General features: G+C 44.5%; 12 protein-coding genes. 8 read left to right on the forward strand and 4 right to left on the reverse strand.

The features are described from left to right. The first annotated feature begins 71 nt into the window (after window positions 1-71). On the forward strand, window positions 72-545 hold the full coding sequence (locus tag RB604_RS03835; protein WP_005928220.1) for a pyridoxamine 5'-phosphate oxidase family protein: 474 nt from the start codon (window positions 72-74) through the stop codon (window positions 543-545). 112 nt (window positions 546-657) lie between these two features. Here the strand turns inward: RB604_RS03835 and cysK are convergent, their stop codons facing one another. After that, window positions 658-1,605 (reverse strand): cysteine synthase A, encoded by a 948-nt coding sequence (cysK, locus tag RB604_RS03840; RefSeq protein ID WP_055293879.1) that lies wholly within the window; start codon window positions 1,603-1,605, stop codon window positions 658-660. A gap of 235 nt (window positions 1,606-1,840) precedes the next feature. Here cysK and RB604_RS03845 point away from each other — a divergent pair, with 235 nt between their 5' ends. Next, the gene (locus RB604_RS03845) at window positions 1,841-4,435 is read left to right on the forward strand and encodes a beta-mannosidase (protein ID WP_055293881.1); all 2,595 of its coding nucleotides are present in this window, start codon (window positions 1,841-1,843) and stop codon (window positions 4,433-4,435) included. Window positions 4,436-4,706: 271 nt separating this feature from the next. Here RB604_RS03845 and RB604_RS03850 read toward each other — a convergent pair whose 3' ends face one another. Together RB604_RS03850 and RB604_RS03855 are read right to left on the reverse strand one after the other, a co-directional pair. Continuing rightward, on the reverse strand, window positions 4,707-5,906 hold the full coding sequence (locus RB604_RS03850; RefSeq protein ID WP_007479612.1) for a sugar MFS transporter: 1,200 nt from the start codon (window positions 5,904-5,906) through the stop codon (window positions 4,707-4,709). 51 nt (window positions 5,907-5,957) lie between these two features. Further along, entirely contained in the window at window positions 5,958-7,484 is a 1,527-nt protein-coding gene (locus RB604_RS03855; RefSeq protein WP_055293883.1) for an arylsulfatase, read from the reverse strand. A 339-nt stretch (window positions 7,485-7,823) separates the two neighbouring features. Between RB604_RS03855 and araJ the strand changes: the two genes are divergently transcribed. The 6 genes from araJ to RB604_RS03885 all read left to right on the forward strand — a co-directional run bounded on the left by araJ (window position 7,824) and on the right by RB604_RS03885 (window position 13,509). Next, window positions 7,824-8,966 carry an MFS transporter AraJ gene (gene araJ / locus RB604_RS03860; RefSeq protein ID WP_005928209.1) on the forward strand — a complete coding sequence of 381 codons (1,143 nt, stop codon included), beginning with the start codon at window positions 7,824-7,826 and terminating at the stop codon, window positions 8,964-8,966. Window positions 8,967-9,074: 108 nt separating this feature from the next. After that, window positions 9,075-10,178, forward strand: a complete 1,104-nt coding sequence (gene ychF, locus RB604_RS03865; RefSeq protein WP_005928207.1) for a redox-regulated ATPase YchF — start codon at window positions 9,075-9,077, stop codon at window positions 10,176-10,178. A gap of 3 nt (window positions 10,179-10,181) precedes the next feature. After that, a complete protein-coding gene (locus RB604_RS03870; RefSeq protein ID WP_005928205.1) occupies window positions 10,182-11,090 on the forward strand; it encodes a ketopantoate reductase family protein in 909 nt (302 codons plus the stop codon). Between the two features lie 18 nt (window positions 11,091-11,108). Beyond that, window positions 11,109-11,972, forward strand: a complete 864-nt coding sequence (gene lgt / locus RB604_RS03875; protein WP_055293885.1) for a prolipoprotein diacylglyceryl transferase — start codon at window positions 11,109-11,111, stop codon at window positions 11,970-11,972. Further along, window positions 11,969-12,610, forward strand: a complete 642-nt coding sequence (locus RB604_RS03880; protein ID WP_005928202.1) for a chloramphenicol acetyltransferase — start codon at window positions 11,969-11,971, stop codon at window positions 12,608-12,610. The genes lgt and RB604_RS03880 overlap by 4 nt, the downstream gene beginning before the upstream one ends. 29 nt (window positions 12,611-12,639) lie before the next feature. Further along, window positions 12,640-13,509: an SDR family NAD(P)-dependent oxidoreductase gene (locus RB604_RS03885; protein WP_055293888.1), complete on the forward strand. Its 870-nt coding sequence runs from the start codon at window positions 12,640-12,642 to the stop codon at window positions 13,507-13,509. 9 nt (window positions 13,510-13,518) lie between these two features. Here RB604_RS03885 and mutS read toward each other — a convergent pair whose 3' ends face one another. After that, window positions 13,519-16,134, reverse strand: coding sequence for a DNA mismatch repair protein MutS (gene mutS / locus RB604_RS03890; RefSeq protein ID WP_172680663.1), 2,616 nt, complete (start codon window positions 16,132-16,134; stop codon window positions 13,519-13,521). Window positions 16,135-16,813 lie beyond the last annotated feature (679 nt).

Raw genomic sequence — 16,813 nt, forward strand, 5'->3', positions numbered from 1 at the left:
GGCATATTGGCACATTGGCACATTATTTAATTGGCACATTATTGATTTGATATATTATTGAATTATTTAAAATGAAAACTGTTATCATAGAAGACAGACAACGAGTGGAAGAGATCATCTCCCGTTGCGATATCTGTTTTGTCGGCATCACCGATCTGGAAGGAAATCCATACGTAATACCCATGAATTTCGGTTATCAGGAGGGAGTTATCTATCTGCATTCCGGCCCTACCGGAAGCAGTATCGATATGCTGGCGCAAAACAACCATGTGTGTATCACTTTCAGCACAGATCACGAACTGGTATTCCAGCATCCCAAAGTAGCCTGCAGTTACCGTATGAAAGCCAAGAGCGTCATTTGCCGTGGAAAGGTAGGATTCATCGAAGATATGGACAGTAAACGGGAAGCACTGAATATCATCATGAAACATTATAGCAGCCGGGAATTCGTATACTCCGACCCGGCTGTAAGAAATGTGAAAATATGGGAAATACCTATTGATAGCGTGACAGCCAAAGAATATGCTGCCCCGCATAATAGTTGAAAGCCTTATTTAGTTGAAAGTTGAGAGTTGAAAGTTGAAAGTTGAGAGTTGAAAGTTAGCTGCGCTATACACACGCACTGCATAGTAACTTTCAACTCTCAACTTTCAACTCTTAAAGGGGGTATTCCTCAAAAGCATATAAAATCGTCGACAAGTAGCGTTCTCCTGTATCAGGCAGTAGTGCTACTATTGTTTTACCGGCATTCTCCGGAAGTTCGGCAAGTTTGGTAGCAGCGTATACGGCAGCTCCCGAAGAGATACCTACCAGTAATCCTTCTTTTGTAGCCAGTTCACGACTGGTCCGGATAGCATCGTCATTCTGTACCTGTACTATTTCATCTACTACCGAAGCATCATAAGTTTTCGGGATAAATCCTGCACCGATACCTTGTATCTTATGAGGACCAGGCTTACCGCCGGATAAAACCGGAGAATCCGCAGGTTCCACAGCCACTACCTTTACTAAAGGGTTATGAGCTTTCAACACCTTACCGACGCCGCTTACTGTCCCCCCTGTACCGACTCCAGCCACAAATATCTCAACCCTGCCATCCGTATCGGCCCAGATTTCCTGTCCGGTAGTCCGTACATGCACAGCCGGATTGGCAGGATTCTCAAACTGCTGCAATATCACTGCACCGGGAGTATTTGCTTTCAATTCTTCCGCTTTGGCGATAGCACCCTTCATTCCGTCGACACCGGGAGTCAATACCAACTCGGCCCCTAAAGCCTTCAGCAAATTCCGTCGTTCTACACTCATGGTATCCGGCATCGTCAGAATCAGTTTATATCCCTTAGAAGCAGAAACAAAAGCCAGTCCTACCCCCGTATTTCCACTGGTCGGCTCAATAATAGTGGCACCGGGCTTTAAAGCACCTTTCGCCTCCGCATCTTCCACCATTGCCAGCGCAATGCGGTCTTTTACACTTCCTGCCGGATTAAAATACTCCAACTTTACTACCACGCGGGCTTTCAATCCTTTACTTGCATTGTAATTACTCAACTCCAACAACGGAGTGTTGCCAACAAGGTCCGTCAGCTTTTTCGCTATCTTTGCCATACTTATATTGTATTTAAATATCCATTCTTTTATTATACGACAAAGATAGGGAGGTTTTAGTTCGCCGGAAATACCACACTTGTGGTAAATTCGTACTACAAATAAGGTATAAACACGAAAAACAGCCCCTAATATTCAGAATAGTATCAGCATTCAATAAAATTTCATCATTCGATAAAGGTAATTTTCCATACTTTTGCAAATAGAAGTCCACAACACATAGAACGAATATATTATGAAGGAACTGAAATCAACCGTGAAACGTACCGGCTTACTGGCCTCATCACTCCTATGCAGTGCTTTACTGATGGCCGTCCCGTTCCGGAAGGAACTGAATGAAGGCTGGAAATTCAAACAGGCAAGACTTACCAACTGGTATCCGGCCACCGTACCGGGTGTGATACATACCGATCTGCTGGCTAATAAAATCATTGAAGATCCGTTCTTCCGGCTCAACGAAAGAGGGCTGCAATGGATCGACAAAGAAGACTGGATCTATGAAACCACTTTTTCTCTCCCGGCAGAAATCATGCAGAAACAAACTATCAGACTCATATTCAAAGGACTGGATACCTATGCAGATGTCTACCTGAACGAAAAAAAGATACTGGCAGCCAATAATATGTTCCGTGAGTGGCAAGTCGATATAAAACCCTATCTGCTGCCGGATGATAATAAGCTGAAAGTTTACTTCCACTCACCCATCAAAATGGATATCCCTAAATGGGATGCGCTTCCCTATCATTACGAAGCATCCAATGACCAATCGGAGAATGGCGGAGTATTCGATAAGAAGGTCAGCGTCTTCGCCCGCAAGGCAGGCTATCATTACGGATGGGATTGGGGACCGCGTCTGGTCACATCGGGCATCTGGCGCCCCGTTTTTATAGAAGCATGGGACGATGCACATATTCACAATATCTTTATCCGGCAAAAAGAAGTAAACAAAAGCCGGGCAACCATCACCGGAGAAGTAGAAATAGAAGCAGACAGAGATTTCGACCAAGCCATTGTCTCCATTACGGATAATAAATCCGGTAGAGTGCTGGGACAACAAAGATTATCTCTCAAAAAAGGGCTCAGCAAAGCAACCGTTTCTTTCGTCCTCAAAAACCCGAAGCTTTGGTGGAGCAACGGACTGGGAGAGCCGTACCGTTATGACTTCCGGACAGACTTATCTATCAACGAACGATTTACAGACAGCCAAACAGAGAAAATAGGAATCCGCTCCTTAAAGATTATCAATAAACCCGACAAGGACGGAAAGACATTCTATGTAGAACTAAACGGGCAACCCGTTTTTGCAAAAGGCGCCAATTACATTCCTCAGGACAATTTTCTGCCACGCGTCACAGAAGAAAGATACCGGAAAACCATTCTCGACGCAGTCAATGCCAATATGAATATGCTGCGCATCTGGGGAGGAGGTATTTACGAAAACGACCTCTTCTATGATCTTTGCGACCAATATGGTATACTGGTTTGGCAGGATTTCATGTTCGCATGCAGCCTTTATCCTGCCGAAGGCGAATTTCTTGAAAATATCCGCCAGGAAGCGATCGACAACATAAAGCGCCTGCGCAATCATGCTTGTATCGCCCTTTGGTGCGGTAACAATGAGTGCAATGATGCCTGGTTCAACTGGGGATGGCAAAGGCGATATACCCAGCAGAATCCGGAGTACGAGCAACGGATATGGAAGCAATTTACCGATCAATATTACGTGACGCTTCCCGAAGTCGTTCAAGAATATGCTCCCGAAAGTTTTTATTGGCCCTCTTCTCCTTTTGCCCGTTATGACGGCGGCAGCGACGATCGCAACGGCGACCGTCATTATTGGAACGTATGGCATTCCAAAGAACCGATCAACAGCTACAACAAAGCACGCAGCCGCTTTTTCAGCGAATATGGTTTCCAGTCGTTTCCGGAATTTGAATCGGTAAAGCGCTATGCTCCCTACCCGGAAGACTGGGACATCTACTCGGAGGTAATGATGTCTCACCAACGCGGTGGCGCGCATGCCAACGGACTGATCGAAACATATCTGTTGAACGAATATCGTCAACCGAAAGATTTCGAAGCTTTCCTCTACATGAATCATGTATTACAGGGAGATGCCATCAAAACGGCTATTGAAGCCCACCGACGGGACATGCCTTATTGCATGGGAACACTTTTCTGGCAGCACAACGACTGCTGGCCGGTGGCCTCCTGGGCAAGCCGCGACTATTACGGACGCTGGAAAGCGCAACACTACTTTGCCCGTCAGGCCTATCGTGATCTGCTCGTCTCCCCCATTGCCGATGAGGAAGGTATGCTGAACATCTATGTGGTTTCCGACCGCCCGGCTTCTTGTAGCGGTACCCTCGATGTAAAAGTTATCAAACTGACAGGTGAAATCATCAGCGACTTCCGGCAAACCGTAAAGATAGCCGCCAATACGAGCCGCAAGCTCTTTTCCATTGAACTGGACAAAGCACTAAAAAATATCCCTAAAGAAGACGTTTTCATTTATGCCCAGCTTACAGATAAGAATAAAAACATTTATTCGAATCAATACTTTTTAGTCAAGCAAAAAGAGGTCAATTATCCCAAAGTATCGATTACACGGGACATTAAACCGGTAGAAGGAGGTTTCGAGGTAACCCTGAAAAGTGATTATTTTGCACGGGCTGTATTTTTAAGTACAGGTGATGCAGAAAGCTCTTTCAGCGACAATTACTTTGACATACTGCCGGGCACTCCCGTATCGGTTGTTATTTATACCGTTTTATCGCAGTCGATGTTGGAAAAGCAACTGAAAGTAATATTACTCAGTGACGAGTATTAATAGAAACCAAGATTGAAGCAAACCCGTTTGGTTGTCTTTCAAAAGTATTCCTTAATATTATTATAAATAAGCATAGTATACTCTTTTACTACTTAAAAGTATACTTCTGTCTCTCTTCCCTATAGGATCAAGAAGTAAAAACATGCCCATGTTTTATGTCAGAACATGGGCATGTTGTCTTATACAACATGGGCATGTTTTCATTAACAACATCCGGATGTTTTATAATGATAAACCTGTCAAATTATATACAATGGTTCTTGATAAAAGCTCAATATGATTTTGCCACATTCACTCTCCAAGCATACAACATAACTACCATAAAAGAGAGTAAAGGCACTATAAAAGAGAAAGACATCGTAGTTTGATCGGCTACATATCCCATCATTAACGGGCCTACCGCCCCACCGACAGGTGACATCATCAAAAATGAGGAAGCGCGCTTCGTATGTCTCCCCAATCCTCTCAAAGAAAGGGCAAAAATAGTAGGAAACATAATAGCTTCAAATGCATAACCCAAGAAAAGGGCAATCAGGGAAACCATCCCCAAGTTCAGCACAAGCAATAAAGAAGTGATCACCGTGCATATGGTGCAAAATAATAATACTTTCTCTGCACAAATGCGCTGCATAATCCAGCTACCGGCAAAACGTCCGCACATAAACAGGCCCAATCCTCCGAAAGAGAGCACGACAGAAGCATCCCGGGCATTCATCCAGCCATCGTCTACCACGTAATTGATAAAGAAACTGTTAATGGAAATCTCAGCTATCTCATAACAGAACAGGGCGGCAACACCCAAAATAAAAAGTTTATGCGACCATAATCCTCCCACCTTTTCCTGTTCCTTGTTTTCTTCTTCATGAACTATTTCCGGCAACCTGATCTTAGAGAAAACCATAGCGACTGACAATACCACAATACCCATCAACGTATAGGGCAAAGCGATGGCGGGTGATCCGTCTTCTGAGAACAATAATAATCCGCCTACCAACGGCCCACAGATACACCCCAAGCCATTGAATGACTGGGCCAGATTCAACCGGCTGGCAGCAGTCTCCCTGTCCCCCAACTCTGTCATATAGGGATTGGCAGCAGTCTCCAGAAAAACCAAACCACAGGCGATGACGAACAAAGAAAACAGAAAGAAATTGAACGACATCCAATATTCTCCGGGAATAAATAATAGAGAACCGAGCCCGTAAAGCAGTAATCCGAAGACAACACCACGGCGATAACCGTATTTATTAATAAACAGTCCGGCCGGAATCGCCATAACAAAATATCCCAAATAAAACATCACCTGCACCCATGCCGAATGGGCCCGGCTAATAACCATTACATCCTGAAAATGTTTATTCAACACATCAAGAATGGCATGGGCAAACCCCCATAAGAAAAATAAAGAAGTAACCAGGATAAAAGGAATCCTATATTCCTTTTTCACCAATGCATATCTCTGCTTTTGCATAATTTCAAACTAAATGGACGTGCAAAGATAGACAAAATATAAAAACCAATCTTATTCACTTGCCTCTGTCTTGGGGTAATTGGGACTATAAAGCAAAGTTTCTTTCCGAACCACCAATTTTCCATCTTTCACAAACCCTTCTCCCCGTTCACTCAAGTGTTTCACCATTGCCTCACGCAATTCTTCCAGTTTATGTTTATAGCGTTTCTCCGACACAAGATTTTTCTGTTCTCCCCTATCCTTTACCAGATCAAACAACTGTTCCTCACCTGTATGGAAATTCCATATATATTTCATCTTACCGTCCGTCAAACCACACCAATAGTTTTCCTTAGCATAACAGGTAGCATGCTCCAAATCAATGTACTGTCTCCAGCCGGGTTTTCTATTTTCATCCATCAAAGCCAATAAAGAAAGTCCGTCCATATCCTGCGGAACCTGTGCGCCGGAAACTTCTAAAAAAGTAGGCAGAAAATCCCGCAACTCTACCGGCTCATCTATTTGGGCTCCCTTTTTTACACCAAACGAATCGGGCCATTTCACAATATAGGGCACATGTGTAGAACCTTCATAAGGGTAGGTCTTCCGCCAATGATAATGATCACCTAACATATCCCCATGATCGGAGACATAACAGATTAAAGCATTGTCATACATCCCTTTGTCTTTCAAGACCTGTACTATTTTACCTATTTCCTCATCAATAAATGTCACATTTGCATAATAGTACTTGCGGGAATTCCGGGCATATTCCGTCCCAAAGTTGGCAAATGGAGCGTCTTTATCCGCTTTCGCCGGATCAAGCAGGGCAGCATACCTGTCACACCAATCCCCCATATAAGGTGCCGGAATTTCTTTATCCGAATATTCATCCAAGAGCCGTTGGGGAGGATCGTACGGACTATGCGGCCGTGCAAAAGAAACTTTCAGAAAAAGCGGTTTTTCGTTATCGTAATTCCGGATCAATTCACAGGCCATCTTACCTGTCCAGGCTGTGGGATGCAGTTCTTCAGGCAATTTGTAAATGCCTGCCCTGTGCTCGTTCCAACCGATACCTGTCAAATCCGGATCTCCACCCGGCATTTGAAGCTGTAGCCATAACCGGTAATCACTGATAAAGTCTTTTGACTCGGCACGCCCGCTCTCGTCTATCAATGTCCCCTGAAAACCATGCAAAGCCTTCTGCGGGAACCAATGCATCTTTCCAATGCCGAATGTATAATAGCCTTGTTCCGTCAACATGGCGGGCATTTCATATTTGTACTCTTCGGCCACCCTTCCATAACCCAGCATACCGTGATGCCAAGGAGACATACCGGTCAATAGCCCGGCGCGTGCCGGCGTACTACTCGGTGTCGAAGAATAGCCGTTACAAAACAAGGTCCCTTCCCGGGATAACTGATCTATATTGGGTGAGATGACGGATTCATTTCCCATACATCCCAAAGCATCGGCACGGTGCTGATCGGACATGATCAGAATAATATGAGGTTTTTGCTGAGCATTTGCCTGCTGAGCCGAAAGTCCGGCCCCGGAAGCCAGCACTAACATACTGTTTAATATCGGAAGTGTTTTCATTGTCACAAAGGTTAATTTATATAATCATAATTTTAGCACAAATCATAAAAGGCTGTTTTACAAAAAAGAAAGAGCCGGTCATCAAGTCACCGTCCAAAACGATATTTTCAACAAAGATAAACAAAAAGTAGTATATGGAGCATAAGAAACCTTTTTCTTCAGTCTACAAAATAAGCAATCGGCCGTTTTCAGACAGAACAAAAAGACCGAATAGACGAAATGTAAAAAATGACATAAATCAAGAAAAAAGGGGATAAGCTCAAAAACAAGAGAGCACTGATCGCTGTTTTTCATGATTGTTGTAATTTTGCCGCCGGTAAAAAGATTGGTATAGTTAATATGAAGAAAAGTCTTATCGCATTGGCGTTCGGTACCTTGGGATTGGGTATCGCAGAATTTGTCATGATGGGTATTCTGCCCGATGTGGCGCATGATTTCGGTATCAGTATCTCCCAGGCAGGACATTTTATTTCTGCCTATGCGCTGGGAGTATGCGTAGGGGCACCTATGCTGATACTTGCCCGCAAACATCCGTTGAAACGTATTCTTCTGATACTCGTCACGCTGATCATGGTAGGAAATATAAGTGCGGCTCTGGCACCTAACTATTGGATACTGTTGTTGGCCCGTTTCATCTCCGGACTTCCACATGGCGCCTATTTCGGAGTAGGCTCTATTGTTGCCGAAAAATTGGCAGATAAAGGAAAAGGTTCGGAAGCCGTCTCTATTATGGTAGCTGGGATGACGATAGCTAATCTTTTCGGTGTCCCATTGGGAACTTCATTGAGTGCCGCTATTTCATGGCGTGTAACTTTCTTGTTGGTAGGCTGTTGGGGAATGATTATACTCTACTACATCTGGCGCTGGGTGCCACAAATAGAAAGCCTGCCCGATACAGGATTAAAAGGACAGTTCCGCTTTCTTAAATCTCCCGCCCCCTGGCTGTTGATAGGAGCAACCCTGTTGGGAAACGGCGGCGTATTCTGCTGGTACAGTTATATCAATCCGCTACTGACCCATGTATCCGGATTCCATCCTCAGAGCATTACTTTTCTAATGGTACTTGCCGGTTTCGGTATGGTTGTAGGAAATCTTGCCAGTGGACGTTTGTCCGATAAATACAAACCGGGAAGAGTGGCAGCTACCGTACAGGCATGCATCTGCGTCACACTATTGCTAATTTTCTTTTTATCATCCGTTTCGTGGCTGTCCGTATTGCTGATGTGTCTTTGTACGGCAGGACTGTTTGCCCTCTCCAGTCCGCAACAAGTCTTGCTGATACGTTATTCAAAAGGAGGAGAGATGTTGGGAGCAGCCAGCGTACAGGTGGCATTCAATTTGGGAAACGCAATCGGTGCTTACTCCGGCGGATTGGCATTGCAAGCAGGACTTGGCTATCAATATCCTGCATTGATAGGTGTCCCTTTCGCTTTTGCAGGATTTATACTGCTGACTGTATTTCACAAGAAATATGAAAATTGAGAACATAATTGCTTGCCTGCAAAAGAATAGTTATCTTTGCGCCCATATTCTAAACAGTACGTACTGTTTAATGTGCATTGATAATAAATAAAATAACAAAATAGATAAATGGCATTGCAATGTGGTATTGTCGGACTGCCGAACGTGGGTAAGTCGACACTTTTCAACTGTTTGTCAAATGCGAAAGCACAAGCGGCAAACTTCCCTTTTTGTACAATAGAACCGAATGTAGGCGTAATTACCGTCCCGGACGAACGTCTGAATAAGTTGGCGGAACTGGTACATCCGCAACGAATCGTACCCACTACGGTAGAAATCGTGGATATCGCCGGATTGGTAAAAGGAGCCAGTAAAGGAGAAGGATTGGGCAATAAATTTCTTGCTAACATCCGCGAAACAGATGCTATCCTGCACGTACTCCGTTGCTTTGACGATGATAACGTGACACACGTAGACGGAAGTGTAAATCCGGTACGCGACAAAGAAATCATCGACTACGAATTACAACTGAAAGACCTCGATACCATCGACGCCCGCATACAGAAAGTGCAGAAACAGGCACAGACCGGTGGAGATAAAGCAGCCAAACAGGCCTACGACGTATTGGTGAAATACAAAGAGGCATTGGAGCAAGGGAAATCAGCCCGTACCGTACAATTCGAAACAAAAGACGAGCAAAAGATTGCCCGTGAACTTTTCCTGCTTACCAGCAAACCCGTGATGTATGTCTGCAACGTAGACGAAGCCAGCGCAGTAAGCGGAAACAAATACGTAGACATGGTACGTGAAGCTGTGAAGGACGAAAATGCAGAGATTCTGATTGTGGCCGCCAAAACAGAATCGGACATTGCCGAACTGGAGACTTATGAGGACCGTCAGATGTTTCTTGCCGAAGTAGGTCTGGAGGAATCGGGTGTAGCCCGTCTTATCAAATCAGCCTACAAGCTATTGAATCTGGAAACCTATTTCACGGCCGGTGTACAGGAAGTACGGGCCTGGACATACGAAAAGGGCTGGAAAGCTCCCCAATGCGCCGGAGTGATCCATACGGACTTTGAAAAAGGATTTATCCGTGCAGAAGTCATCAAATACGACGATTTCATCCAATACGGTTCGGAAGCTGCCGTGAAAGAGGCAGGCAAGTTGGGTGTAGAAGGAAAAGAATACATAGTACAAGACGGAGATATCATGCATTTCCGCTTTAACGTATAATTTATGAATTATCTCATAGCAGGAACCGGAGGTGTAGGAGGCAGTATTGCCGCTTTTCTTGCTCTGGCGGGAAAAGATGTTACCTGTATAGCTCGCGGGGCACACCTTGAAGCGATACAAACAAACGGTCTGAAACTAAAATCAGACTTGAAGGGGGATCATACCATCGCTGTGAAAGCCTGTACGGCAGAAGAATACGACGAAAAGGCAGACGTAATATTCGTTTGTGTAAAAGGTTATTCCGTCGATTCCATTACAGAACTGATAAAGCGTGCCGCCCACGAAAAAACAATTGTCATTCCCATATTAAATGTGTATGGCACAGGACCACGCATCCAACGCCTTGTGCCGGGAGTTACCGTTCTGGACGGTTGCATCTACATCGTAGGCTTTGTATCCGCACCGGGAGAAATCACTCAGATGGGAACCATTTTCCGCCTGGTATACGGAGCACATAAAGGCACAGACGTATCTCCCGAACTGCTTGAAGCCGTGCGCGACGAACTGGTGGAAAGCGGAATCAAAGTAGACCTATCGCCTGACATTCAGCGGGATACATTCATCAAATGGTCATTCATCTCGGCAATGGCCGTCACCGGTGCCTACTACGACGTCCCAATGGGTGAAGTACAGAAACCGGGCAAAATACGCGACACCTTCATCGGCCTTTCTACGGAGAGCGCTGCATTGGGCAAAAAACTCGGTATAGAATTTCCCGAAGATCCCGTTGGTTACAACCTTAAAGTAATCGATAAACTCGACCCTCAAAGCACTGCTTCCATGCAGAAAGACATGGCAAAAGGTCATGAATCCGAAGTGCAAGGGTTACTCTTCGACATGATAACAGCCGCCGAAGAGCAAGGAATAGATGTACCCACTTATCGGGAAGTCGCTAAAAAATTCAGATCATAAAATTAAACCTTATAAGTTATGAACACTTTCTTATTATCTATCAATTGGAACCCAAGTCCCGAACTGTTCAATCTTTTCGGACTCCCCGTCCGTTATTACGGATTGCTATGGGCGGTTGGCATCTTTTTGGCTTATATCATCGTTCATTATCAATACCGTGATAAAAAGATAGATGAGAAGAAGTTCGATCCCCTGTTTTTCTACTGTTTCTTCGGCATCCTTATCGGTGCCCGACTGGGTCATTGCCTGTTTTACGATCCGCAAACCTACCTGACCAGCTTCAAAGGATTTTGGGAAATGATACTTCCTGTCAGATTTCTGCCCGACGGAGGATGGAAATTCACCGGTTATGAAGGACTTGCCAGCCACGGTGGTACATTGGGGCTGATGATCGCCCTCTGGCTCTACTGCCGGAAGACCAAAATGCACTACATGGATGTAGTGGATATGATTGCCGTAGCCACTCCTATCACCGCCTGCTGCATCCGTCTGGCCAACCTGATGAATTCGGAAATCATCGGTAAGCCGACCGATGTGCCCTGGGCTTTCATCTTCGAACGGGTAGACATGCTTCCCCGCCATCCGGCACAACTGTACGAAGCAATTGCCTACTTCCTGCTTTTCCTCGTAATGATGTATCTCTATAAGAATTACAGCAAAAAGCTGTATCGCGGTTTCTTCTTCGGACTCTGCCTGACGGCTATTTTCACATTCCGTTTCTTTGTAGAATTCCTCAAAGAGAATCAGGTCAGCTTTGAAAACAATATGAGTCTCAACATGGGACAGTGGTTGAGTATCCCGTTCGTTATCATCGGCGTTTACTTCATGTTCTTTTACGATAGAAAAACGAAGAAAGAAAATAAAGAAGCAATCAAGAAATGAAACATATCATAGACATAAATACCTGGGAACGGAAAGAGAATTACGAATTCTTTCTTGGTTTTCAAAACCCTACAATCTCTATCACTTCTGAAGTAGAGTGTGCCGGAGCAAAAGCACGTGCCAAAGCTGCCGGCGAATCATTCTTCCTCCATTATCTTTATGCGGTACTACGTGCCGTTAATGAAATTCCGGAGTTTCGCTTTCGTATAGATGCAGAAGGCAGAGTGGTCTATTTTGATCATGTGGATATGCTGACTCCCATAAAGGTAAAAGAAAACGGACGCTTCTTCACCATCCGCTTGCCGTGGAACACCGATTTCCAGACTTTCTATACGACAGCAAAAGCAATTATCAATGATATCGATCCTAATGGGAATCCTTATGATATGGAGAAGGTAGGCGGTAAAGATCTGCTCGATGTCATATTGCTAAGCGCCACTCCCGATTTATACTTCACTTCACTGACCTGTACGCAAGAACATCGCCACGGCAGCAATTATCCGTTAATGAACGCCGGGAAGGCAATACTGAAAGAAGGAAAATTAGTGATGCCGATCGCCATGACCATTCATCACGGATTTATAGACGGACATCATCTTTCACTCTTTTATAAAAAGGTAGAAGAGTTCCTGAAATAAAGAGTACTCCTCAATAAACAGACTCGACCATGGCAGACAACTATATAGAAAAACAACGTGAGCAGTATGAAGCCAGAAAAGCCGCTTGGGAAAGGGCTAAAAAATATGGCCGGCCGGTAACAGGTACTACTCAGCAGAATAAACCGGCACCATCGGCCACAGAACAGAAAAAGCGGGTATTCGTTACCGGAGGAGCCGAAGGGATAGGTAGAGCCATTGTAGAAGCATTCTGCCGTGCGGGATATCGGGTAGCATTTTGCGACAGAAACGAAACGGCAGGCCAACAGACTGCAAAAGATACCGGAGCAGTATTCTATCGGGCCGATGTAAGCGACAAAGAGGCCCTTGAACACTGCATGCAACGTATCTTTCTGGTTTGGGGAGACATCGATATTCTTATCAATAACGCAGGTATCAGCGAATTCTCCCCTATCACCGAAACGAGCGTAGAAGATTTTGATAAGATTCTGTCAGTTAACTTACGTCCGGCATTTATCACCTCCCGGTTATTGGCCATTCACCGTAAGTCTCAATCCACTGCCAATCCATTCGGCAGGATCATCAATATCTGTTCAACCCGCTATCTGATGAGCGAGCCGGGAAGTGAAGGATATGCAGCATCCAAAGGCGGCATTTACTCACTGACACATGCGCTGGCACTCTCGCTCTCCGAATGGCATATCACGGTCAATTCCATTGCACCGGGCTGGATACAGAACAATCATTATGAACAACTCCGGCCGGAAGATCACACACAGCACCCTTCAGGAAGGGTAGGCAAGCCGGAAGATATCGCCCGGATGTGCCTGTTTCTCAGCCAGGAAGAAAATGACTTTATCAATGGTGAGAATATCACAATCGACGGGGGAATAACGAAGAAGATGATTTATACCGAATAAAAAAATTGTTTATTTCCCCCTCACTATTTTCTTTATATCATTCAGCTTATTCAGCGCCTCGATCGGAGTAAGGTTGTTCACGTCCAAATTCAGTATTTCATCCCGGATCTGACAAAGGATGGGATCATCCAGTTGGAAGAAGCTTAGCTGCATCCCTCCCCTGCTTTCACTCACTTCATTCAACGGTTTATTGGAGATGCCCTGCTGGCGGTTGTCCGATTCAAGCTGTTTCAGAATTTCGTTGGCACGCCTTACAATGCTTTTCGGCATACCCGCCATCTTGGCCACATGAATACCGAAAGAGTGCTCGCTACCCCCACGTTCGAGTTTGCGGAGAAAAATCACCTTATTATCGACCTCTTTCACCGATACATTGTAATTCTTGATCCGCTTGAAAGATTTCTCCATTTCATTCAGCTCATGATAATGCGTGGCAAAGAGTGTACGCGCTTTCGCCTTGGGATGTTCATGGATATACTCCACAATTGCCCACGCTATCGAAATACCGTCATACGTAGAAGTACCGCGCCCCAATTCATCGAACAGCACAAGACTTCTCGAAGAAACATTATTCAAAATATCTGCCGCTTCGTTCATCTCTACCATAAATGTAGACTCGCCCACCGAAATGTTATCACTGGCGCCCACGCGGGTAAATATCTTATCAACCAATCCGATACGGGCACTCTCGGCAGGAACAAACGAACCGATCTGAGCCAGCAAGGTGATCAATGCCGTCTGCCGCAACAACGCCGACTTACCCGCCATGTTGGGACCGGTAATGATGATAATCTGCTGCGTCGTACTGTCCAGCATTACATCGTTGGCAATGTATTTCTCACCGATGGGAAGCTGCTTCTCAATAACCGGGTGGCGTCCCTGACGAATGTCCAGCACATCATTATCTTCGATAACCGGGCGGATATAATTATTTTCACGGGCTATATTGGCAAATGACAACAAACAATCGATGCGGGCAATCTGATTGGCGTTGATCTGAATGGCAGGAATAAATTCGCTCAATGCCTGTACCAATTCCGTATAAAGCCGTGTTTCAAGTACCAGAATCTTATCCTCCGCTCCGAGGATTTTCTCCTCGTATTCTTTCAGTTCTTGGGTGATATAGCGTTCTGCATTCACAAGTGTCTGTTTGCGGATCCATTCTTGCGGTACCTTGTCTTTGTGTACATTACGTACTTCTATATAGTAGCCAAATACACTGTTATAAGCAATCTTCAAACTCGGTATTCCCGTCTGTTCGCTTTCACGCTGCTGTATCTTCAAAAGAAAATCCTTACCCGAATAGGCTATCTGACGCAGTTCGTCCAGTTCGGCATTTACCCCGTCCTTGATAACCCCACCTTTATTTATCAACAAAGGAGGATCGTTATTCACCTCTTTATCTATCCGGTCGCGGATGGAAATACAAAGATTCAACTGCTCTCCTATCCGGTTCAGGCTAGCATTATCCGCCTGCATGCAAGCCACTTTTATAGGCTCGATCGCTTGCAGGGCAACCTTCAACTGCACTACCTCGCGAGGAGATACACGCCCCACCGCCACCTTGGAAATGATGCGTTCAAGATCGCCTATCAGATGCAGTTGTTCTTCGATCAGTTCCTTAAATTCCGGCTCGCGGAAAAAGTATTCCACTACGTTCAGACGGTCATTAATAGGCTTCTCGTCTTTCAGAGGAAACACCATCCAACGTTTCAGCATACGGGCACCCATCGGACTGATGGTTTTATCGATGACATTGAGCAGACTACTTCCACCGTCGTTCATGCTACCGATAAGCTCCAGGCTGCGCACGGTAAATTTATCCAAACGCACATATTTGTCCTCTTCAATACGCGACAATGCCGTGATGTGTCCGATTTGCGTATGCTGCGTCATATCCAGGTATTGCAGAATAGCCCCGGAAGCAATGATACCATTTTTAAGATGCTCTACTCCGAAACCTTTCAAATTCTTTGTTTCAAAGTGCTTCAACAGTTTCTCGCGTGAACTGGTCTCCGTAAAAGCCCAATCGTCCAGTTCGAAAGTAAAGAATTTGTTTCCGAAATTCCCTTCGAACATACCCCGTTTGCCACGTTCGAAAAGCACCTCTTTCGGACCAAAATTATTCAGCAATTTATCTACATAATCAAAAGGGCCTTCCGCCGTCAAAAATTCACCGGTAGAGATATCGAGAAAGGCGATGCCACAACCCGTTTTTCCGAAATGTACAGCTGCTAAAAAATTGTTTTCTTTATAATTGAGGACATTATCGTTGATGGAAACACCCGGAGTAACCAATTCGGTAATGCCGCGCTTCACCAGTTTCTTTGTCATCTTCGGATCTTCCAACTGATCACAGATAGCTACACGCTTGCCCGCACGTATCAGTTTAGGCAAATACGTATCCAATGCGTGATGAGGAAATCCGGCCATTTCAATGGTTTTGCCTTTTCCATTGGCACGCTTAGTCAGCGTGATGCCCAATATCTCCGCCGCAATAATCGCATCTGTCGAATAAGTCTCATAAAAGTCTCCGCACCGGAACAGCATCACCGCATCGGGATGTTTTGCTTTCAGGTCGAGAAACTGTTTCATCATGGGGGTCAGTTCGATATCGTTGTTCACAGGTGTAGTCTCCTTTTTTCTTTTAATTCAATGATCCAGTGATTCAAAATTCAATGATTCAGTGCACAAAGATACTGATTTCCTGTAAATCTACCATCCCGGCGATGGCAAGATTTCTTCAAAGTATTCTATAGTAAAAAAGTCTTTAAAGACCTTTCCTAAGTATTAATAACCTACGTATTGTTCTTAAAACATGTTATTAAACACATGTTTTTATTTGGATTATTTGCAGATATCCGTAAAAGCAGTACCTTTGCAATGTGTTTTTCATAGTATTAGATTTAAGGTTAACAAAGGTTGGAGCAAGGCGTTGCTCCTTTTTTTATGCCCATACGTTACTTTTTCATTTCCACTAAATCCGCTTAGAGTCAGATTTCCTTTATTCCGCTTACCTTTCCAGTCTGTTTCTTTTTTATTACAAAGAGATAATAATCCCACTTTTCGGCCCACTACGATTGTTGCATATTATAAATATTCAATTTATTTCTCGTAGAGTTTCGTTCGGTTTCTCTACGAGTTTAGACCCGTTCCTCTACGAGTTTCGCTTCAATCCTCGTAGAGAAAACAGTCACCAATATAGCGCACTCATATTCAACGTTTTACAAAGGCTTACAATTGTTATTTATTTTCAATACAAGAAATACAATTTATTCATTTATCTGCAATTTGAAATCATCCG

The organism is Bacteroides salyersiae, assembly GCF_031172035.1.
Classification (GTDB): domain Bacteria; phylum Bacteroidota; class Bacteroidia; order Bacteroidales; family Bacteroidaceae; genus Bacteroides; species Bacteroides salyersiae.

What these genes read in the sequence shown, in the direction of transcription:
- RB604_RS03845 (WP_055293881.1), top strand. Translation starts at nt 1,841, where the DNA reads ATGAAGGAACTGAAATCAACCGTGAAACGTACCGGCTTACTGGCCTCA.
- RB604_RS03850 (WP_007479612.1), bottom strand. Translation starts at nt 5,906, where the DNA reads ATGCAAAAGCAGAGATATGCATTGGTGAAAAAGGAATATAGGATTCCT.
- ychF (WP_005928207.1), top strand. Translation starts at nt 9,075, where the DNA reads ATGGCATTGCAATGTGGTATTGTCGGACTGCCGAACGTGGGTAAGTCG.
- cysK (WP_055293879.1), bottom strand. Translation starts at nt 1,605, where the DNA reads ATGGCAAAGATAGCGAAAAAGCTGACGGACCTTGTTGGCAACACTCCG.
- lgt (WP_055293885.1), top strand. Translation starts at nt 11,109, where the DNA reads ATGAACACTTTCTTATTATCTATCAATTGGAACCCAAGTCCCGAACTG.
- RB604_RS03835 (WP_005928220.1), top strand. Translation starts at nt 72, where the DNA reads ATGAAAACTGTTATCATAGAAGACAGACAACGAGTGGAAGAGATCATC.
- RB604_RS03870 (WP_005928205.1), top strand. Translation starts at nt 10,182, where the DNA reads ATGAATTATCTCATAGCAGGAACCGGAGGTGTAGGAGGCAGTATTGCC.
- RB604_RS03885 (WP_055293888.1), top strand. Translation starts at nt 12,640, where the DNA reads ATGGCAGACAACTATATAGAAAAACAACGTGAGCAGTATGAAGCCAGA.
- RB604_RS03880 (WP_005928202.1), top strand. Translation starts at nt 11,969, where the DNA reads ATGAAACATATCATAGACATAAATACCTGGGAACGGAAAGAGAATTAC.
- RB604_RS03855 (WP_055293883.1), bottom strand. Translation starts at nt 7,484, where the DNA reads ATGAAAACACTTCCGATATTAAACAGTATGTTAGTGCTGGCTTCCGGG.
- araJ (WP_005928209.1), top strand. Translation starts at nt 7,824, where the DNA reads ATGAAGAAAAGTCTTATCGCATTGGCGTTCGGTACCTTGGGATTGGGT.